We start from the raw sequence: 20,024 nt of genomic DNA on the forward strand, positions 1-20,024 counted from the left end.
ACATGGTTGTTCACTAACGCCGGGAGGCTGTCAACAGAAAATGAGATACCCTCGTTTATGTGATATTCTCTGTCTCATTCTCCGTTTCCGGCGACATATTCGCAAACAGCGCCTGAAGCGCGCGGCGATCGGTCTTGAGCGAGGGCGTGCGCGGCAAGTCCATGACAAACAGCCATTTTGCAGGAACATGGGTGGCAGGAAGAAGCTGGCGCACATGCGTTTCCAATGCTGCGACGACGGGTGCAGCAAAATCGGCGTGAAGCCGGATCGCGGCCGCCGGCACTTGCCCCAGCCGGTGGTCCGCCATGCCTGTCACCGCCGCTTCGGCGACGGCCGGGTGCAGCATCAGCGCGCGTTCGATCGACTCGGGCAGCAATTTGAAGCCGCCGCGGATGATCGCCCCGTCCGCCCGGCCGCGCAGGAACAGGAAATCATCAGCATCGATCAGGGCGATGTCGGACGTGCGAATCCAGTCCGGGCCGATTCGCGGCGAGATGACTTCCAGCAGACCTTCACTGTTGGGCGGCAACGGGATGCCGCTGTCTGGATCGACGATGCGCAACTGTGCGCCCGGCATGGCGCGGCCGACCGACCCGATCTTGCGAGATCCCCATTCGGCATGAAGCGCGGCGGTCATCGACGCTACCGGGCCGGCGAACTCGGTGGCGCCATAGGAGAGCAGGATGGGAATGCCGTAGCGCGCCTCGAACGCCTGTTGCACGCCGGGATCGAGCGGCGCCGCGCCGCAGCCGATTGCGCGCAGGGAAGCGAGGTCATCGACCGGTAAGTCGGCATCCAGCACCGCCTGCACGCTGGCCGGCGGCAGGCCGCCATGGCTGGGCCGCCAGCGCCGCACATGGGCATGCCAGGCGGCGAGCGAGAAGCGCTCCAGCAGCTCGACCCGCTGCCCGCGCAACAGCATCGGCAGCGTCGAATAGAGGCCGGTGATGTTGCCGAGCGGAAAATAGAGGAGGAAGGGCGGCGCGGCCTGGGGATCATCCGCCTGTTGCCGGGTCAGCGGGGTCGAGAGGAAATGCCGTTCCAGCAGCGCATAAGGCACGGCGAAGCTTTTCGGCGGACCGGTGGTGCCGCTGGTCAATATCTCGATCTGCGGCGCGGCGGGGCCGTGGCGTTGCTGAACTTCTGGCGAGGCATATTCATGACCCGGCAGGGCGGCGGCGGCCATGCCGTCGATCGCGACCGCGACCATGCCTTCGGCGGTCAGCACCGCGCGAATCTCCGGCCCGATATCCTCGGCAAAGGCGACCAGCGCGGCGGGCGCCATGCGCGTCAGGTCGCGGGCGATCGCGGCGTCCGACTGAAAGGCATAGATCATGCGGATCGTCCGCTCCTGCGCGATCAGGCCCAGCAGCGCGGCGAGCGCCGCCGGCCGATTGCGCGCGACGAAGGCGACCGCGGCATCCGCCGCAATGCCGCTCGCATCCAGAGCCGCATCAATTTCTTCGACTACCGCGCGCAGCGCTCCCCAAGCGATCCATTCGCCCTCATAAAGGATCGCTGCCTGATCGGCGGGCCGTTGCAGGGCGTCGGCGGCGAGCGCGCGCAGACTGGGGTGATCCGTCTCCATGGCGCGATATTGCGGCAGGGCGCGGCGCTGGTCAGCCATTGTCCGCAACGCCCTGGCGATCAGTGCTGCGTCCGCCTTTGCCGCGCTTCGGCACGGTCCTACCCTGCCACCCATGCCCGGCCCTGCCGCCCTGATCGACCCCGATGGCCTGACCCTTCCCTGGGCCGGGGATGCGCAGCCCTATGGGCTGGTCGATCTCGACCGGGCGCCGCACAGCGATGCGCCGTTGCACCTGCCACCCTTTCCCTTGCTGGGGATCGGCGACCCGAACCACCCGCTTGCGTCGCGGCTTGATGCGCTGGTCGAACTGCCGGTCTCGCTCAATGCGATCACGCAGCAGATTGAGGCCCAGCCGGAAGCGGCGCGGGTGCTGGTGCAATTGCTGCGGCTGATCGACGGGCTGGACCCGGCCCAGGCGCTGGTCGCGGAATCGCTCGCTTATGGTCTGCTTCAGGGCAGCGTCGGCCATGCCCGCTGGCTGGCCGCACAAATCCCCGCGTCGGTGCAGTCGCCCGGCGCCATCCGGGTCGACCGGGACGGTAACCGGCTGGCGATCCTGATCGATCGGCCCGATGCCCATAATGCCATCGACCGCGATCTGCGCGACGGGCTGCGGGCGGCGTTCGACATTGCCGCGCTCGATCCCGACATCACCCATGTCAGCCTGCGCGGCGCGGGCCGCAGTTTCTGCACCGGGGCGGACCTCAGCGAATTTGGCACCACGCGCGATCCGGCGACCGCGCATGACATAAGGATGCAGACGCTGCCGGCCCACGCGCTGCTGCGCTGCGCCGATCGGCTGACGGTCCATGTCCAGGGCGGCTGCGTCGGCTCTGGCCTCGAAATGGCGGCCTTTGCCGGGCAGATCACAGCCAGCGCCGACGCCTGGTTCCATCTGCCCGAACTGGCGATGGGGATCATTCCGGGCGCTGGCGGCTGCGTCTCGCTCAGCCGCCGGATCGGGCGTCAGCGCGCGGCGCTGATGATCCTCTCGGGCAAGCGGATCAACACCCGCACGGCGCTAGGCTGGGGTCTGGTCGACACGATCATGGACGACTGATCCGCCGATCCACGTCATCGCAACATCCTCCGCCCGCAGGCGCTCCCGCGCCTGCGCCCAGGGACGATCCAGCAGGCACAGATCGGCCCGCGACCCGACCGTGAGCGAACGCTGGTGGCGCAGGTCCAGCGGATCGGCGAGATAGAGGGCGAGCGCCGCTTCGGGCGTCAGCGCCTCGTCCTGCCCGATGACCGCGCCACTCCGCGTTTCGCGCGACACCGCTGCGCGTATCGCCGCCCAGGGATCGGCAACGCCATAGGGGGCGTCGCTTCCCGCTGCCAGCACCAGCCCGGCGCGGGCGAAGGCGCCCAGCCGATAGAGCAAGGGCCGTTCGCGCGGTTCGACATCGCGCAGATACTGGTCGCCGCGCTCGGCAATGAAATGCGGCTGGCTCACCACCTGCACGCCCAATTCGATCATCTGCTCCAGCAGCACATCGGGCGTGATGCCTGCATGCTCGATCCGGTCGCCCGGTCGCGCGCAGGCTTGTGCCAGCGCGGCGAGGGTGAAGACCAGTTCGGTCTCGGTCGTACAATGGCTGGCGATCACCCGGCCCTGATCATGGGCAGCGCGCAGGAAAGCGACGCACTGGTCGAAGTCGGGCAGGGCATTTTCATGCAGGTGCAGCTTGGCCGGGCCGACCGCGATGCCGGGAGGGGGCGGTGAGTCACCCAATGCGAGCGTGCCGGCGGCGACCAGATGCTGGGGCAGGTGCCCGGTCGCGCGCTCGGCGGCGAACCAGGCAAGGCTCGCGCCGTCATTGCCGGGCGACATGTCGGTAACGCCGGTGACGCCATGGCGCGCCAGTTCGGTCCCCACCGCGTCGAGGGCCGGCGGCGTGCCGCCCAGCACCCGGCGCAGCCAGCCATCCTCGTCGAACAGCCGTCCGGTCCAGCGCCCGCCGATCCGCTCCAGCCCCGGCGGCGGCGCGTCCTGCGCCAGCAGCAGATCCAATGCCCGGCTGTTGAGCAGCCACATCCGCCCCGACCGATGCTGGATGCGCACCGGCCGTTCGGCCTGCCATCGGTCGATCGTCCGCGCATCGGGCAGGCCGGCGACGCTCTCATGATAGCCGATGCCGCGCAGCCAGCCCTCGTTCGGCTGTGCCAGAGCGGCGGCCAGATCGGCTTCGCTAGCCACGGCCGGCGGTCCGCAGGGCAGCGAGGCGCGGGCGACGGCATGGGCGGCGAGATGGATATGATGGTCGTGCAGGCCGGGCAGCAGGGCGCCGCCACGGGCGTCTACCACGGCCTCGCCGGGTAAAGCGGCAAGCGCGCCGATCGCCGCGATCCGCCCATCGGCGATACGCAGGTCGGCCCGGCCCACGCCCCATAGTTCGGCATCGCGGATCAGCATAGCCAGGCCCCATTATCCTGCCCCAGCGCCGCGACCGGTCCCGTGGTTCGCGACGCAACGGCGGGGAAGGGGGCGCCCTCGGCCTCGGCCCAGCTTTGCAGTGTCGCGGTAAAGCCTGCTGCGTCGCGCGCCCGTTCCCAGCCGATCGCCTCGGCCACCACGGCGCTCATCGACAGCAGCAGATGCGCGCCCATCCCTTCATGCCACTGTGCCAGCGCGCGGTGCGCGGCATGGATCCCGGTCAGCGGGTCGGCGCAGGCATCGCCGCCAAAGCCAATCCGCCCGCTTGCCCGCCGCAATGCGGCGCTGAGGCCCCCGGCGACGCTGCAATCATCGCCAAAGCCGATCCAGTGGGCGGCGTCGCCCTCCGCGCCATGGCCGGTGATCGTCACCCAGACCAGCCCCGGCACGTCGCGCACCAGCGCATCGGCATCGATCCCCAGTTGCGCCAGCGCGCGCGGCCGGGCGGCGGCGATCACCATGTCGGCACGGCGGATCAGCGCGATCAGCGCCGCCCGATCCTCCGCGTTGCGCAGGTCGATCGCGACATTGGCCTTATGCTGGTTCAGCCGCGCGAACAGCAGCGGATCGCCCGCGCGCATCCGGTCGGGCCGGTTGCGGCTCTCCACCTTGACGACCTGCGCGCCGGCCAGCCCCAGCAGATGCCCGGCCAGCGGCCCGGCCCAGAGCGCCGACAGGTCGATCACCAGCGGCTGACGTTCGCGCTTCGGCCGCGCACCTCCTGTCACCATCAGGCGGCAGGCCGGGCTGGCGGGCACCTCGTCGATCGCCGCGATCGCGAGCCCCAGTTGCCGCCCCTGTGTCACGATTGCGGACGCCTTTGCAGAAGCACAGGCCGTGACAATATCGCTGTCACTTTCGATGCCGACATCGCCGAACAGAGCCGGCATCAAGTCCCGGTCGTCGGCCCGCGCCAGGGTCAGCGCGACCTGCCCGTCGATCGTGTCGTAGAGTCGACATCCCCCACCGGCCGAGCGCCGACCCGGTATGGCAAAGCCGTTCAGCGCCGCCCGCTCGCCCAGCAGTTGCGCGCCGCTCAAACCCGCCAGCGCCGGCGTTCCCGCCAGCACCCGGATCGCCTCCAGTTGCGCCTCGGCCCAGCCGGCAAGCGGCAGGGCGAGAGCCATGTCAGGCTGCGAACAGCTTCTTGATTTCCCGGCGGAGGAGCTTGCCCATTTCATTATAGGGCAGGCTCTTAGCAAAGAGCACGCGCTCGGGCACTCGCGAAGAACGCAGGCGGGCGCGGATGACCTGCTTCAGCTCCTCGTCGGCCGGCGCCGCATGCCCATCGCGCACGACGACGATCAGTCCGACCGCCTCGCCCCATTCGGCGGACGGGATGGCGACCGCCGCCGCTTCGGCGATGGCGGGCAGGGCCAGCATCACATCCTCGATCTCGCCGGGCGAGATATTCTCGCCACCGCGCACGATCACATCGTCGGCGCGGCCCGACAGGAACAGATAGCCTTCGGTATCGATATAGCCGGCGTCGCGGGTCGGGAACCAGCCATCGGCATCGAGCGCGCTGCGCTCGCGATATTCGCCCGACACCTGGTCGCCGCGGACATAGATTTCGCCCGGCTCGCCGGCGGGCAGGCAGCGGCCTTCCTCGTCCCTAATCTCGATCTCGACCGTCGGCAGCGGCCGGCCGACCGACGCCAGCCGGGCGCGGGCGGCGGGATCGGTCGCGACATGGGCGGCGCGATGCTCGTCCGGCCCGAGCAGGGCGACGGTCGAGCTGGTCTCGGTCAGGCCATAGGCGTTGGTGAAGCCGGTATCGGGGAACAGGTCGAGCGCGCGCTGGATCAGCTCCAGCGGCATCTTGCCGCCGCCATAGGCGACCGCGCGCAGATTGCTGAGGTCGGGGCGGACACCCTTGTCGACAGTCTCGATGATGCGCGACAACATGGTCGGCACGACGAAGGCATTGCTCGCCCGCTCGCCTGCCGCCAGGTCCAGCCAGGCGGCCGGATCGAAGGCGGGGAGCAGCAATATGCGGCGCAGCGCATAGATGGAGCTGAGCAGGGCGGCGATGCCGGCGATATGATAGGGCGGCACGCTGACCAGCGCGGCATCCTCTTCCGGCGCCGCGCCGAATTCCACCGTGCCCAATATATAGGAGACCAGATTGGCGTGGCGCAGGATCGCCGCCTTGGGCGCGGCGGTCGTGCCGCTGGTGAAGAGCTGGATGGCGACGCCATCGCCCTCGTCCGCCTCGGCCGGCGCATCGGCCGCAGCGTCCAGCGCGGCCGCAACGAAGTCAGCCCGCGCCAGCACCTTGTTGTCGGCCGAGGGGCAGAGCCGTTCGACCCGTGCGACATCGCCGACGATCAGCGCCGGGGTGATCCGCGCCAGCAGCGCGGCGAGGTCCGCGTCGGCCAGCCGATAGTTGAGCGGCACATAGGGCACGCCGGCGATCGCCGCGCCGAACAGCGCCATCGCCGCCGCCTCGCTGCTCTCGTCCAGCAGCGCGACATGGCTGCAGCCACTGTCCCGGATCAGCGCGGCGGCGCCGCGCGCGCCAGCCAGCAGCCGGGCATAGCTCCAGCGCTGGCCGTCACAGACCAGGCCGATGCGGTCGGGCGCGGCATCGGCCGCCATTTCGAGGAACAGGGCGATGTTCATGGGATAGGCGTCAGTCCGAAGCGGGCAGGGGCTTGGCGTCCTTGGGGCTCAGGGCCACGCCGTCGACTGACAGCGAACCCTTGCCCGGCTTGACGCACAGCAATTCGAAATTGCCGGCCGGATCGACATAGCGCTTGCCCATCAGCGTGCCGGCGCTGAAATCCTCGGCGGGTGTGCCGACCGTCTCCGGCTTGGCTTCGCCCATGGCGCTGCCGCCGCATTCGATCGTGCCGGCACCGCTGCGGATCACCATCACTTCGGTGTCGCACACCGCGCTTTTCAGTTTCGTACCCGGTTTCATATCGTTCCTGCCTTCCAGTCCCCCGACGTCCGCCCCTTCAGGCAATAGCGCCGCTGGCCTTCCATTGTTCAATCTGGTCCCACTCGACGCCCAGTTCCATCAGCACCAGTTCGGTATGTTCGGATGCCTGGGGCGACCGGGTGGTCTGCACCGGCTGGCCGTCAAACTGCACCGGGCCGCGCACCAGCCGCAGCGGTGCGCCGCCATCGGCGCCCTCCACTTCGATGATCATGTCGTTGGCGATGGCTTGCTCGTCGGTCAGCAGATCCTTGAAGCTCTGGATCGGTGCCCATTGGCCCTTCATCGTCTTCAAATGCTCGCGCCAATAGGCGAAGGGCTTCGCCCCGAAAGCCTTGACCAATATGTCGCTCGCCGCGCCGGCATTCTCGATCAGCGCCAGCACATCCTTGAAACGCGGATCGTCCGCCGCCTCGGGCACGCCGACATGGGTGAAGGTGTCGGCGATCAGGCCGGTTGGGCTGACCATGCACAGGTTGATCGTGCCGCCGTCCGAGGTGCGGAAATTGCCCATGAAGGGGTTGCGCAGCGACCCGCCGGAACTCGGCATGCCGTTGCGGGTGAGGATGTCGGTCTCCATCACCTGCGCGATCAGCGCGCCCGATGCCCACCAGGCGCTCGACAGCAGCGAAACGTCCAGCTCGACCGCCTCGCCGGTCTTTTCGCGGTGGAACAGCGCGCCGGAAATGCCGCCGGCAATGAACATGCCGCCGATGGAATCGCCAAAGGCGGGAATGCCCTGGGTCAGCGGGCCGGGCAGTTCCTCGGGCGTCATCGCATGGGCGACGCCGCTGCGCGACCAGAAGCAGGTGCCGTCGAAGCCGCCGACCTCGCGCTCGGGCCCCTTGTTGCCCAGTGCGCTGCCACGGGCATAGATGATATTCGGATTGACTGCGCGGATATGCTCGACTTCGAACTTGTTCTTCTGCCGCACCTGGGGAAGATAGTTGGTCAGGAACACGTCCGCGCTCTTGGCCAGCTCATAGAGCACGGCCTGGCCTTCCTCGGTCGACAGGTCGATGCCGACGCTGCGCTTGCCGCGATTGGGATGCTCGAACAATGTGTGGCGCAGTGGATCGAGCTGCACCCCGCCCATGTTCAGGAACCCGCGCTGCGTGTCACCGCGCACCGGATGCTCGATCTTGATGACGTCCGCGCCCCAGTCGGCCAGGATCGCGCCGGCAGCCGGCACATAGGTGAACTGCGCCACTTCCAGAACGCGCACCCCCTTCATCACCTGGGTCATAAAATCAGCCATCCCCTCATTCGCCGCATGATGCGACCTGTTGGGGAAAGGGTAGAAGCTGCGCCGGTCGCCGCAAGTCCGGCGGGCCTGCTATCGCTATCGCGATGCGCCCCGGCTGCCTAGCGCCGCGGCGATATTGCCGGCGTCGGCCGGGCCATGGCTTGAGCCGCCTTGCCGCTGTGCCATAGCCGATCCGAAAACAGATATGGGAGACATGCCATGAAACTCGACTCTTCCCTGTCCGCCGTGGTGACCGGCGGGGCGTCGGGCCTGGGGTTGGCGACGGTGCGGGCGCTGCGCGACGCCGGCGTGAAGGTCGCGATCTTCGATATCAACGAGGATAGCGGCCAGGCGATCGCGGCGGAGGTCGGCGCCACCTTCTGCAAGGTCGACATCATGTCGGAAGACAGCGTGCTCGCTGGTTTCGACGCGGCACGGGCGGCGCAGGGGCAGGAACGCATCCTGGTCCATTGCGCGGTCGTGTCGAAGGGGGGCAAGACCGTGTCGAAGGACAAGGAGGCCGGTGGCTTCAAGCGCATGTCGACGCAGGATTATGCGATTTCGGCCGAAGGCGTGCTGGTCGCCAGCTATCGCATGGCTTCGATCGCGGCGCTCGGCATGGCGGCGCTCGACCCGCTGGAGGATGGCGAGCGGGGCAGCATCCTGTTGACCTCCAGTGCTGCGGCGCAGGATGGGCAGGTCGGCCAGGTCGCCTATGGCTCGCTGAAAGCTGGGGTCAATGGCATGGTGCTGCCGATGGCGCGTGACCTGATGGAGCTGGGGATTCGCGTCAATGCGATCATGCCGGGCATCTTTGCAACGCCACCGATGCTGCGCTTCAAGGACATGAACCCGGCCATGTACGAAAGCCTGAACAACAGCGTCCCCTTCCCCAAGCGCCTTGGAAAGCCCGAGGAATTTGCCGGGCTGGCGCTGGAGATCACGCGCAACAGCTACATCAATGCTCAGCTGTTCCGCATCGACGGCGCGATTCGCTTTCCGCCGCGCTGAAGCTCCGGGGCTGCGTCCATGGGACGAAGAGGCCGCGTTCCATATGGACGCGGCCTTTTGTCTGCCCGCTCAAGCCGCTGTTCGCACATGCAAAAATAAATACTAAGCTAGGTTGACATTATCGCCAACAATAGCTAACCTAGCTTAGTGTTAAGGGGATATATCTCCCCGACCCGCTTTTAGTTGAAGAGGTTGTGCCATGACTCGTTTCGCCAAGATCGCCCTGTCGCTCTCTCTCGCCGCTGCCGCCCTGCCGCAGGTCGCTGCTGCTGGCGAAGCCGTCCAGATCAGCGCGGCCACCGCTGCCGCCGATTACAAGGGCAAGATGCTCTACACCGCCAGCGGCGATCGTCTGGCCGCCATCTATCGCGTCGCGGCCGATGGCAACGCCCAGATCATCCTCAACGGCAAGATGGTGAACGTGCCGGCGTCCAGCCTGACCGCCGCCGACGGCAAGCTGACCACCAGCCTGTCGAAGAAGGATCTGCTGACCGCGCACTAAGAGATCGCCGGGCGCGGCCTCCCCTGCGCCGGCCGATAGCGAATGGGCCGCCCCATAACAGGGCGGCCCTTTTTTATGTCCGGGAAGGGAGGGGCGCCGGGATGGCGCCAGCCTTCAGGGCTTGACGATATTTTCCGAAATCGTGTCGAGCAGGCTGTTGAGGCGCTTCAAATCCTCGGCCGAGAAGCCGGCAAAGGCGACCTCCTCATTCTCCTGCGCGATGCCCGACAGCTGCATGGTGATCGCCTGGCCGCGCTCGGTCAGGAATACGGCATGGGCGCGCCGATCATCATCCTTCTGCCGCCGTTCCAGCAGTCCGTCGGCACAGAGCCGGTCGATCAGCCGCCCGGCCGATGCCTCGGCCATTTCCAGCAGATTGGCGATATGGCGCTGGGTGGTGCCGGGATAGCGCGCGACCGCCGCGATCACGGTCCATTGCGAGCGGGTGACGCCCAGCCGCACCACGCTCTGGTCGAAATGCGCGCGCAGCTGACGGGCGATGATCGTCAGCTTCATCGTCGCGTTGCGCATCAGCGCCGGCGGGTTGTCGGCGAGTGTCTTGTCCTGCAGGCTTTCCATTGTGCGCGCAGCATAGCGCCATCGCGGCGAAACGAAAGCAGCCTCCTCCTGTTCGGCGCAGCGCGGCGGCCGGACGATCCGATCAGACACGTTCGATGATGATCGCGGGCGCCATGCCCCCGGCCGCGCACATGGTGATCAGGGCATAACGGCCGCCACTGCGCTCCAGCTCGTCGAGCGCGGTGCCGATCAACACCGCCCCGGTCGCGCCGATCGGGTGGCCCAGCGCAATCGCGCCGCCATTGGGATTGAGCTTGGCCCGGTCGACGCCCAGGTCGCGGATGAACTTCTCCGTCACTACGGCAAAGGCTTCATTGACCTCGAATATGTCGATGTCGGCCACGGTCAGCCCGGCCTTGGCCAACACCTTGCGCGCGGCCGGAACCGGGGCGTTCAGCATCAGCGTCGGATCGTCGCCGACATTGGCGGTGGCGACGATGCGGGCGCGGGGCTTGAGCCCATGGGCGTCGGCATAGGCTTTCGATGCGAGCAGGATCGCCGCCGCGCCGTCGACCACGCCCGACGAGGTGCCGGCATGATGCAGCGGTTCGATCGCGAGATCGGGATATTTCTGGTTGATGAGCTGGCGAAAGGTCGGCCCGTCCTGGCACGAGGGCATGTCCATGAACGCGGCGAAGGCGGGTTTCAGCCCGGCCAGCTGCTCGGCGGTGGTGTCGGGGCGGGGATATTCCTCATGGTCCAGCACGACGCTGCCATCCTCGTCATGCACCGGCACGGTCGACCTGGCGAAGCGGCCTTCCTTGAGCGCGATGCCGGCGCGGCGCTGGCTTTCGGCGCCGAACGCATCCAGATCTTCGCGCGTGATCCCTTCCATCGCGGCGATCGCATCGGCGGCCACGCCCTGGTTCGACTGGGGATGCTTGTCCTGCAACCGCATATTGCCGGTGCCAAGGCCGCCAGCGGCCTTCACGCCCGCTTCGCGCAGCGACCGGCCATACCAGGTGACATAGGACATCATCTCGGTCCCGCCGGCGATCACCAGATCCTCCATGCCGGACATGATCTGCGCCGCGGCCAGGTTGGTGGCGGTGAGGCCGCTGCCGCAGAAGCGATCCAGCGTCACGCCCGAAGCCTTGACGTCATAGCCCGCATCGAGCGCCGCCATCCGGCCAAGGTCGCCGCCCTGCAGTCCCATCTGTGCGCTGGTGCCCCAGATGATGTCGTCGACATCGGCGGTGTCGAGGTTGTTGCGATCCTTGAGCGCCTTCAGCACCGCCACTGCAATATGCTGCGGGTGCATGTGCGACAGCGCGCCCTTGCCCATCTTGCCGATGCTGCGCGGGGTGCGGACGGCATCAATGATATAGGCGTCGGTCAAGCATCTTCTCCCGGTATCTTTTTCCGCAGGCGCGGCTCTCGCATCCTATCGCATGGAAGCGGGACGGCCCCCAATCGCACAGGCGATTGATCGCACGTGGATTGGCCTGCGTCGCCCGGCTGGTGCAGGCTGGGCATGCAGATGATGAGGAGGGAGACGGATGGCGCAAGGCGAAGTCGCGCAGGCGACGGGCGGCAGCTTCGCGCCGCTGCGCGAACCGGTGTTCCGCCGGATCTGGACCGCCAGCCTTCTCTCCAATTTCGGCCAGCTGATCCTGGGCGTCGGCGCGGCATGGGAAATGACGCGGATGAGCGCGTCGCCCAGCATGGTCGCGCTGGTCCAGACCGCGATGATGCTGCCGCTGATGCTGGTGACATTGCCCGCCGGGGCCTTTGCCGACATGTTCGACCGCCGCCGGATCGCGATGAGTGGCCTGGCCTTCTCCATGGCCTGCGCCGCGCTGCTGACCTTCCTGGCCTGGACGGGGCATAGTTCGCCCTGGATGCTGCTCGCCTTCTGTTCGCTGATCGGTGCGGGCGTGGCGCTTTATTCGCCGGCCTGGCAGGCGTCGATCAGCGAACAGGTCGGGCCGCGCCTGCTGCCTGCGGCGGTGGCGCTGGGCACGATCAGCTATAATGTCGCGCGCAGCTTCGGCCCGGCGCTGGGCGGCATCATCGTGCTGGCGGCCGGCGCCCATGCCGCCTTTGCGATCAACGCCATCTGCTATCTGCCGCTATTCCTCGCCTTCTTCGCCTGGCAGCGACGTCATGTCCCTGCGCGCCTGCCGCCCGAACAATTCCACCGGGCGATGGTGTCGGGCATGCGCTATGCCCTGCATGCCGGGGCGATCCGCACGGTGCTGTTGCGCGCCTTCCTGTTCGGGCTGGCCGGGGCGTCGGCGTCGGCGCTGGCGCCATTGGTGGCGAAGGATCTGCTGGGCGGCGATGCCAGCGTCTATGGCCTGTTGCTGGGCGCCAGCGGGGTGGGGGCCGTGCTCGGGGCACTGCTGGTCGGGCCATGCCGCGACCGGTTCGGAACGCAGCGGACGACCGCCGTGCTGGCGCTGGTCAGCGGGATCGCGCTGGCGCTGGTCGGGGTCAGCCGCCATGTGCCGCTCACCTGCCTTGCACTGCTGGTCGCGGGCGGCGCAAATATCCTGACGATCGCCCTGTTCAATGTTGCGGTTCAGCTATCGGCGCCGCGCTGGGTGACAGCGCGGGCCTTGTCGCTTTTCTCCTCGGCGCTGACCGGCGGCATCGCGATCGGCGCGCTGCTCTGGGGGCTGGTGGCGCAAAGCTGGTCGGTCGACATCGCCCTCTATGGATCGGGGCTGGCACTGGCCATTCTGCCACTGGTGGGCTGGCTGCTGCCACTGCCCGAAACCAGCGAGGCGGATGTCGAGCCCTTCATCATTGCGGGCGAACCGGAAGTCGGCATGGCGCTCACCCGTCGCTCCGGCCCGGTCATCATCGAGATCGATTATGATGTCGATCCCGACCAGGCGCGCGATTTCTATGCGGCGATGGTGGAGGTGCAGCGCACCCGCATGCGCAATGGCGGCTTCAACTGGTCGATCGCGCGCGATATCGCCAATCCCGCACTGTGGACCGAGCGCTATCAATGCCCGACCTGGGGCGATTATCTCCATATGCGCGATCGTTTCACCCAGGCCGACAAGCTGGCGCAGCAGGTGGCGCGCGCCTTCGATCGCAAGGCGGGCGAGGTGCGGGTGCGGCGGCGGCTGGAGCGGCCGTTCGGATCGGTCCGCTGGCGCGCGGACTCGCCCGATCCGCGACAGGATACAATCGGATATCTTGGCCCCTGAACGGCGCGCGGCAACGCCGAGGCGATGAGTCAGCCGCGGGCCGCTTATCTGCGCGCGAGACCGCGGTTCTCGGCCTTATCATGCCACCCATAGGGAAGGCCGGACCACCGGCACCGATCATGGGAGGCAAGGATGATCCATCGGAAGACGCTTATTCGTTCGTCGGGCATTGGCGCGGCCATGCTGCTGGCCACCGTGTCGCAACTGGCCGTCGCGCAGGAGGCGGCGCCGCCGCCGGCCCAGAATGACCAGGATCTGATCATCGTCACCGCCCAGCGCCGTGCCGAATTGTCGCGCGACGTGCCGATCAGCATTACCACCGTCACCCAGGATCAGCTGACCAGCGCCGGCGCCAGCCAACTGACCGACATCGCCACCGTCACCCCGGCGTTGCGCTTCGACAGCGCGGCCGCCTTCGTCCAACCGACCATTCGCGGTGTCGGCACGGCGGTCGCCAGCTCGGGCGGCGGCGCCAATGTCGGCATCTATGTCGACGGCTTCTATTCGCCCAACCCGCTGGCCGCCGATTTCCAGCTGATGAGCCTGAAAAGCGTGCAGGTGCTGAAAGGGCCGCAGGGCACGCTGTTCGGCCGCAACACCACCGGCGGCGCGATCCTGCTGACCACGGCCGATCCCAGCAGCGACGGCGCGGGCGAGTTCAAGGTCAGCTATGGCCGCTTCAACAGTCTGGCGGTGCAGGGCTATGCCACCTTCGGCGTGGTCCAGGATGTGGCGATGGATGTCGAAGGGCTGTTCCGGCGCGGCAACGGCTTCGTCCACAATATCACCACCGGCAGCGACCGGGACGGGCGCTACAGCAACTGGTCGGTGCGCACCGGGATCAAGGCGGACCTGAGCGATTCCGTGTCGCTGCTGCTGCGCTATACCCATAGCGACACCGATGATCCGACCCTGCTCAACACCAATATCTATGTCGGCGACGATATTGGCGGCGCGGGCACCAACCTGCCGCCCAGCCTCTACGCCACCAAACATGATGAGGTGGCGACCGGCGGCCCGACCGAATTCCTGTCGAACAATGATGTGATCCAGGGCACGCTGAAGGCGAACCTGGGCTTTGCCGACCTCACCTCCTACACCCAGTATCGCGACGAAAATTCGCTGATCGTCGAGGATCTGGACAGCACGGCGGCAAATATCTTCCTGCTGCACATTCCAGTGCGCAGCCAGACCGTTTCGCAGGAATTGCTGCTCACCTCGAAGCCGGGCGGACCGCTGCAATGGACCGCCGGCCTCTTCTACTTCAACAACAAGGACCGATGGGGCACTCGGGTCGGCACGCCGACCGCCGGCGATCCGCTCGCCAGCATTGCGCTGGGCGGTTCGGGCACCAACAGCAAATCCTATGCGGCCTTTGCCGACCTCACCTATGCCTTCACGCCCGACCTGTTCCTGACGGTGGGTGGGCGCTACAGCCACGACAGGATCGGCGACGCCTATTATATCATCCCCTTTTCCGGCGTGCGCACCTATGTGCCCGACCTCAAGGGCAACAAGTTCACGCCGCGCGCGGTGCTGCGCTACAAGCCCAGCGAGGAATCGAGCGTCTACGCCTCCTACAGCAAGGGCTATAAGTCGGGCATTCTCGACGTCGGCGGCAATACCGGCAACAAGGTCGCGCCCGAGGATATCGACGCCTATGAAGTCGGCTTCAAATATGATGATCGCCGCCTGTCGGTCGATCTGTCGGCCTATTATTATGATTACAAGAATCTGCAGGTGTCGCTCTATCGCGGCAACCCGCCCTCGGCCCAGATCATCAACGCCGCCTCGTCGGAAATCTATGGTCTGGAAGGCCAGCTTTCCTACCGGCTGACCGACCGGTTCCAGTTCAATGTCGGCGCCGCCTATACCCATGCGCGCTACACCAATTTCGAGGATGCGCCGATCTACACGCGCTGCACGCTCGCCAGTTGCGCGGCGCAGGGGATCAGCTTCGTCGTCGTGCCGACCCAGCTCAACGACGTGCATATGCAGCGCACGCCCGACTTCACCGGCAATGTGGGCGCGCGCTACACGCTCGATCTGGCGGGCGGGTCGCTCGCCCTGTCGGGCAATCTCTATTACACCTCGAAATTCTATTTCGGCCCGTCCGGCACCCAGTTCGCGCAGAAGGGCTATGAGGTGCTGGCGCTGCGCGCGGAATGGACCGACGCCAGCGACCGTTTCTCGCTGGCCGTCTTCGGCGACAATGTCACCGACAGCCGCTACCGCACCCAGGTGCTCAGCAATAATTTCGGCATCGGCAATGTCTGGAGTGCGCCCGCGACCTGGGGTGTCCAGGCCGGTGTCAAATTCTGATCGGCGCGGCAAGGGAGAGGATGGCGATGGGTAGAAACTATCGGGTGATCCAGTGGGCGACCGGCAATATCGGCGGTCGCGCCCTGCGGGCGGTGATCGAGCATCCGGGGCTGGATCTGGCCGGCCTGTGGGTCAGTTCGGCGGCGAAAGCGGGGCAGGATGCCGGTGTGCTCGCCGGCACGGCGCCGCAGGACATTATCGCCACCAGCGATGTCGACGCGCTGGTCGCAACCCCGGCCGATTGCGTCCTCTATATGCGGCAGGGGACCGACATCGACGAACTGTGCCGGCTGCTGGCATCGGGCAAGAATGTCGTCACCACGCGCGGCGATTTCCATCATCCCGCCTCCATGGACCCGGATGTCCGCGCCCGGATCGAGGCCGCCTGCCAGGCCGGCCACAGCGCGATCTACAGCACCGGCTCCAGCCCCGGTTTCGTGACCGAGGCGCTGACCATTCCCTTGCTCTCGCTCTCGCGCCGGCATGATTGCCTGACGATCGACGAGTTCGCCGACATGGAAAGCCGGGATTCGCCCGACCTGCTGTTCAACATCATGGGCTATGGCGTCGCGCCGACCGCGTTCGACCAGCGCAAGGTCGATTATGTGAAGCATGATTTCGCCGGATCGCTTGCCCAGTTGGCCGAAGCCGCCGGCATCGCGGTCGATCGGTGGGAGGCGTTCGGCGAAATGGCGGCGGCGACCCGCGACGTGACGATCGCGGCCGGCACGATCGCCGCCGGCACGGTCGGCGCCCAGCGCATCACCATATCGGGGATGCAGGGCGACAAGGCCGTGCTGCGCTTCCGCGCCAACTGGTATTGCACCCGCGACATCGACCGGCCGGACTGGGAATTGCGCGAATCCGGCTGGCGTATCCAGGTGCAGGGCGACACGCCGCTCGACGTCAACATCAGCTTCCCGGTCGCGCCGGAGGATTATGCCGCCTTCACGCCGGGCCTGACGGCCCATCGCGCGGTGAATGCCATTCCGGCGGTCTGCGATGCGCCGCCGGGCATCCGCACCACCGCCGATCTGCCGCAGATCATCGCGCAACTGGGATGAGCATGGACAGGATCGACTTTACCGGCCGCACCATCCTCATCACCGGGGCGGGCGGGGGCCTCGGCCGCGCCTATGCGCTGGACATCGCCGCGCGGGGCGGTGCCGTCATCGTCAATGATCTGGGCGGATCGGTGACGGGGGAGGGGGCGTCCTCGACCATGGCCGATGCCGTCGTGGCAGAGATCATCGCGGCGGGCGGCATCGCGATCGCCAATGGCGATGATGTGTCGTCGCCCGACGGCGCGCAGGCGATGATCGACCTCGCCATCGCCCGTTTCGGCCGGATCGACGCGGTGATCGCCAATGCCGGCAATATGCGCTTTGCGCCGATCGAGGATCTGACGGCGGCCGATCTCGATGCGCTGCTCGCGGTCCATGTGCGGGGCTCCTTCAATGTCGCGCGCGCCGCCTGGCCGCACATGCGGGCGCAGGGCGGGGGTCGGCTGGTGCTCACCACATCGGGCGGCGGCATGCTGGGGATGGGCCAGCTGTCCGCCTATGGCGCGGCGAAGGGCGGCGTCATGGGGCTGATGCACAATCTGGCGGAGGAGGGGCGCCCGCACGGCATCCTTTGCAACGCGGTAATGCCCAATGCCGCCAGCCGCATGTCGGCGGGCATGAGCGAGGGGACGCTGGGCCATAATCCCTGGGGCCGGGCGCTCGGCCCCAGCTTCGATCCACGCTTCACCGCCGGCCTCGTCGCCTGGTTGGCGCATGATCGCTGCACCTCGACCCACAGCATCTATTCCGCGCTGGGCGGCCGGATCGCGCGGGTGTTCGTCGGCGCGACGAAGGGATGGGATCATGGGCTGGACGCACCGCCGACAGCCGAGGATGTCGCCACCCATATCGACAGGATCCGTGACGATGGCGCCGGCTATGCCATCCCGACCGATATCTTCGACGAGTTCCGCATCGTGGCCGAGGGGCGGGGCTAGAGCATTCTGAAGTCGGCTGGAACAGCCGACGACTCGCAGAATGCGGCAAACCAAAGGAAATTAGAGCATCCTCCGATTCAACCTAATCGGAGGATGCTCTAGAAACCCGCCACCATCGCTTCGCTCAGCTGCCACAGTTTCAGCGCCTGCGCATCATCCTGCGCGGCGGCCGATGGCGTCAGTTCGGCGCGCTGATGGAAATAGCCGCCGCTGCTGCGCCCCGGCTCCTCGGCACTGGCGAGCCAGACCAATGTGTCGGCGGCCTGCGCCGGCGTGACCGATCGGTCGAGGATCGATTCCATATAGGCCTGCATCGGCGCGTCGCAGTGGCTGGCGAAATTGCTGGCGACCACGCCGGGATGCATGGCGTGGGCGACGATGCCGTCATCGGCCACGCGGCGGGCCAGTTCGCGGGTGAACAGGATATTGGCGAGCTTCGCATGGCAATAGGCCGCGCCACCGACGAAATTGTCGGAGAAGCTGAGATCGTCCCACTGGATGCCGGGGCTCTGCTCATGCCCGGTCGAGGACACGGCGATGACGCGCACCGCGCCCGGCCCCCTCCTGGCGGCAGCGGCGCGCAGATTGGGCAGCAGCGTCTGCGTCATCAGGAAGGGCGCGAGATGGTTGGAGGCAAAGGTCGCCTCGAACCCTTCGGGCGTGATCGTCCGTTCCGCCACCACGCCGCCGGCATTGTTGAGCAGCGCATCGATCTCCGGGGCGCTTGCCGCAATCTCCCGCGCGACCCGCGCGGTGTCGGCCATGGACGACAGATCGGCGCGTAGCATCGTGAAATCGGCGCCGGCCGCGGTCCTGAGATCGGCCTCTGCGGCCGCGCAGCGGGCGGCATCGCGGCCGATGCCGATCACCCGCCAACCCTGTTGCAGCAGCGCGCGGGCGGCTTCCTTGCCGACGCCGGCGCTGGCGCCGGTGACGATCGCGGTGCGTTGGGTGTCGCTCATGCGTAGACGGGCTCCATGGTGGGGGGGCGGCGCCCCAGGGTCAGGAAAAGGGCGGCGCCGGCCAAAGTGATGCAGGCGCTGAGCGCCAGGAACGGCGCATAGCTTCCCCAGATGCTCAAGGTCAGGCTGAGCGTCAGCGATCCCAGCGCCGCGCCACCCGCGATCGCTGCGCCGACAAAACCCATGACCAGGCTGAACACGCCCAGGCCAAAGCGGCGCGAGACGAGATAGGCGGCGATGTCGCCCTCCGCCCCCTGCGCCAGCCCCATCATCGCGACGGAGAGGGCGAGCACGATGGTCGCATCCAGTGGCGATGCCATCAGCGCCATGCCGATCGCCGGCATCGCCAGCGCCAGCGCGGCGACATGGTGCGGCGGCATCCGGTCGAGCGACAGGCCGCAGGCGAAGCGGCCCAGCAGCACGCCGATCGCATAGATGGAAATCAGCCAGGTTGCGGTCTGCGACGCGGCACCGCTGTCCATCAGCACCAGCTTCATCTGGGCCGAGGCGAGTCCCTGTGGGAAATTGACCAGCACCATGCCGACGATCAGCACCCAGAAAGCGGGATTGCGGAAGATGACGCGGCTGCCGACCGGCGCGGGCGCCCCTGCCTCCTCGACCTCCTCATGGGGATGCACGCCGATATGGGCGGGCGTCAGCAGCACGGCGATCAGCCCGAAGACCAGGGTTACGCCGCCCATCAGCAGATAGCCGTTGCGCCAGCCCTGGCTCTCGATGAAGCCACCGAGCAGCGGGGCGATCACCGCGCCGACCAGCGGCGGACCGGTCATCACGATCGAGAAGGCCAGGCCGCGTGCCCGCTCGAACCGTTCGGCGACGATGCGGGTATAGACCGGCGATGTGGTGAGTGTGCCAAGGATGATCTGCAGCACGGCGACGGCGAAGAAGGCGCGGATGCTGCCCGGCTGGAAGGCGAAGCCCAGATAGGCGAGTGGCCCGGCCAGCACGCCGACGGCGGATACCGCGCGCACACCGAAGCGGTCGGTCAGCCGCCCGGTGATCGGCTGCATGATCAGCATCAGCAGGCCGAAGCTGCCCAGCAGCGCGAATTGCGATTTTTCCCAGCCGAACTCGCCGATCATCTTCGGCGCGAACAGGCTCATCGTGTAGGCGGACAGGCCGATGCCGAAGCCCAGTCCCATCGTCGCGGCGAGCAGGGGCCGCCAATGCGTCCGCAACTCACCCCAATAGGCCGATCCCATATCCCTCTCCTCATCCGGTTCCGGCCCCCTCTTGCGGGTGGTCC

17 protein-coding genes are annotated in these 20,024 nt (G+C 67.3%); 7 read left to right on the forward strand and 10 right to left on the reverse strand.

Going from position 1 to position 20,024, the window contains the following annotated elements; genetic code table 11:
* Positions 1–55: 55 nt before the first annotated feature.
* Positions 56–1,627 carry a class I adenylate-forming enzyme family protein gene (locus VHN57_RS21965; RefSeq protein ID WP_423285454.1) on the reverse strand — a complete coding sequence of 524 codons (1,572 nt, stop codon included), beginning with the start codon at positions 1,625–1,627 and terminating at the stop codon, positions 56–58.
* Positions 1,628–1,700: 73 nt separating this feature from the next.
* Between VHN57_RS21965 and VHN57_RS21970 the strand changes: the two genes are divergently transcribed.
* Entirely contained in the window at positions 1,701–2,648 is a 948-nt protein-coding gene (locus tag VHN57_RS21970; RefSeq protein WP_423285456.1) for an enoyl-CoA hydratase/isomerase family protein, read from the forward strand.
* On the opposite strand, the gene VHN57_RS21975 is transcribed toward VHN57_RS21970, so the two are convergent.
* Genes VHN57_RS21975 through VHN57_RS21995 form a run of 5 tightly spaced genes read right to left on the reverse strand, consistent with a single transcriptional unit; the run spans position 2,610 to position 8,215 of the window.
* A complete protein-coding gene (locus tag VHN57_RS21975) occupies positions 2,610–4,004 on the reverse strand; it encodes an amidohydrolase family protein (RefSeq protein WP_423285458.1) in 1,395 nt (464 codons plus the stop codon). The genes VHN57_RS21970 and VHN57_RS21975 overlap by 39 nt on opposite strands.
* Positions 3,998–5,152: a CoA transferase gene (locus VHN57_RS21980; RefSeq protein ID WP_423285460.1), complete on the reverse strand. Its 1,155-nt coding sequence runs from the start codon at positions 5,150–5,152 to the stop codon at positions 3,998–4,000. Before VHN57_RS21980 ends, VHN57_RS21975 begins: the two co-directional genes overlap by 7 nt.
* Before the next feature lies 1 nt (position 5,153).
* Positions 5,154–6,650, reverse strand: a complete 1,497-nt coding sequence (locus VHN57_RS21985) for a class I adenylate-forming enzyme family protein (RefSeq protein ID WP_423285462.1) — start codon at positions 6,648–6,650, stop codon at positions 5,154–5,156.
* A gap of 10 nt (positions 6,651–6,660) precedes the next feature.
* Positions 6,661–6,951 carry a hypothetical protein gene (locus VHN57_RS21990; protein WP_423285464.1) on the reverse strand — a complete coding sequence of 97 codons (291 nt, stop codon included), beginning with the start codon at positions 6,949–6,951 and terminating at the stop codon, positions 6,661–6,663.
* 37 nt (positions 6,952–6,988) lie between these two features.
* A complete protein-coding gene (locus VHN57_RS21995; protein ID WP_423286098.1) occupies positions 6,989–8,215 on the reverse strand; it encodes a CaiB/BaiF CoA transferase family protein in 1,227 nt (408 codons plus the stop codon).
* A 219-nt stretch (positions 8,216–8,434) separates the two neighbouring features.
* On the opposite strand from VHN57_RS21995, the gene VHN57_RS22000 reads away from it, so the two are divergent.
* Together VHN57_RS22000 and VHN57_RS22005 are read left to right on the forward strand one after the other, a co-directional pair.
* Entirely contained in the window at positions 8,435–9,226 is a 792-nt protein-coding gene (locus VHN57_RS22000) for an SDR family oxidoreductase (protein WP_423285466.1), read from the forward strand.
* A 199-nt stretch (positions 9,227–9,425) separates the two neighbouring features.
* On the forward strand, positions 9,426–9,728 hold the full coding sequence (locus VHN57_RS22005; protein ID WP_004209466.1) for a hypothetical protein: 303 nt from the start codon (positions 9,426–9,428) through the stop codon (positions 9,726–9,728).
* 114 nt (positions 9,729–9,842) lie between these two features.
* Here VHN57_RS22005 and VHN57_RS22010 read toward each other — a convergent pair whose 3' ends face one another.
* Both VHN57_RS22010 and VHN57_RS22015 read right to left on the reverse strand, forming a co-directional pair.
* The gene (locus VHN57_RS22010; RefSeq protein WP_004209468.1) at positions 9,843–10,307 is read right to left on the reverse strand and encodes a MarR family winged helix-turn-helix transcriptional regulator; all 465 of its coding nucleotides are present in this window, start codon (positions 10,305–10,307) and stop codon (positions 9,843–9,845) included.
* 82 nt (positions 10,308–10,389) lie between these two features.
* Complete coding sequence (locus VHN57_RS22015; RefSeq protein WP_423285468.1) at positions 10,390–11,646, reverse strand: acetyl-CoA C-acetyltransferase; 1,257 nt, start codon at positions 11,644–11,646, stop codon at positions 10,390–10,392.
* Between the two features lie 160 nt (positions 11,647–11,806).
* On the opposite strand from VHN57_RS22015, the gene VHN57_RS22020 reads away from it, so the two are divergent.
* From VHN57_RS22020 to VHN57_RS22035, 4 genes are all read left to right on the forward strand, one after another.
* Positions 11,807–13,471, forward strand: coding sequence for an MFS transporter (locus tag VHN57_RS22020; RefSeq protein WP_423285470.1), 1,665 nt, complete (start codon positions 11,807–11,809; stop codon positions 13,469–13,471).
* Between the two features lie 132 nt (positions 13,472–13,603).
* The gene (locus VHN57_RS22025; RefSeq protein ID WP_423285472.1) at positions 13,604–15,793 is read left to right on the forward strand and encodes a TonB-dependent receptor; all 2,190 of its coding nucleotides are present in this window, start codon (positions 13,604–13,606) and stop codon (positions 15,791–15,793) included.
* Between the two features lie 26 nt (positions 15,794–15,819).
* The gene (locus VHN57_RS22030; protein ID WP_423285474.1) at positions 15,820–16,857 is read left to right on the forward strand and encodes an NAD(P)H-dependent amine dehydrogenase family protein; all 1,038 of its coding nucleotides are present in this window, start codon (positions 15,820–15,822) and stop codon (positions 16,855–16,857) included.
* A 2-nt stretch (positions 16,858–16,859) separates the two neighbouring features.
* Complete coding sequence (locus VHN57_RS22035) at positions 16,860–17,795, forward strand: SDR family NAD(P)-dependent oxidoreductase (RefSeq protein ID WP_423285476.1); 936 nt, start codon at positions 16,860–16,862, stop codon at positions 17,793–17,795.
* A gap of 98 nt (positions 17,796–17,893) precedes the next feature.
* Here the strand turns inward: VHN57_RS22035 and VHN57_RS22040 are convergent, their stop codons facing one another.
* Together VHN57_RS22040 and VHN57_RS22045 are read right to left on the reverse strand one after the other, a co-directional pair.
* The gene (locus tag VHN57_RS22040; protein ID WP_423285478.1) at positions 17,894–18,757 is read right to left on the reverse strand and encodes an SDR family NAD(P)-dependent oxidoreductase; all 864 of its coding nucleotides are present in this window, start codon (positions 18,755–18,757) and stop codon (positions 17,894–17,896) included.
* Complete coding sequence (locus VHN57_RS22045) at positions 18,754–19,980, reverse strand: MFS transporter (protein ID WP_423285480.1); 1,227 nt, start codon at positions 19,978–19,980, stop codon at positions 18,754–18,756. The genes VHN57_RS22040 and VHN57_RS22045 overlap by 4 nt, the downstream gene beginning before the upstream one ends.
* Between the last annotated feature and the right edge of the window lie 44 nt (positions 19,981–20,024).

It is taken from the genome of Sphingobium salicis subsp. salicis (genome assembly GCF_049472635.1).
Classification (GTDB): Bacteria; Pseudomonadota; Alphaproteobacteria; order Sphingomonadales; family Sphingomonadaceae; genus Sphingobium; species Sphingobium yanoikuyae_A.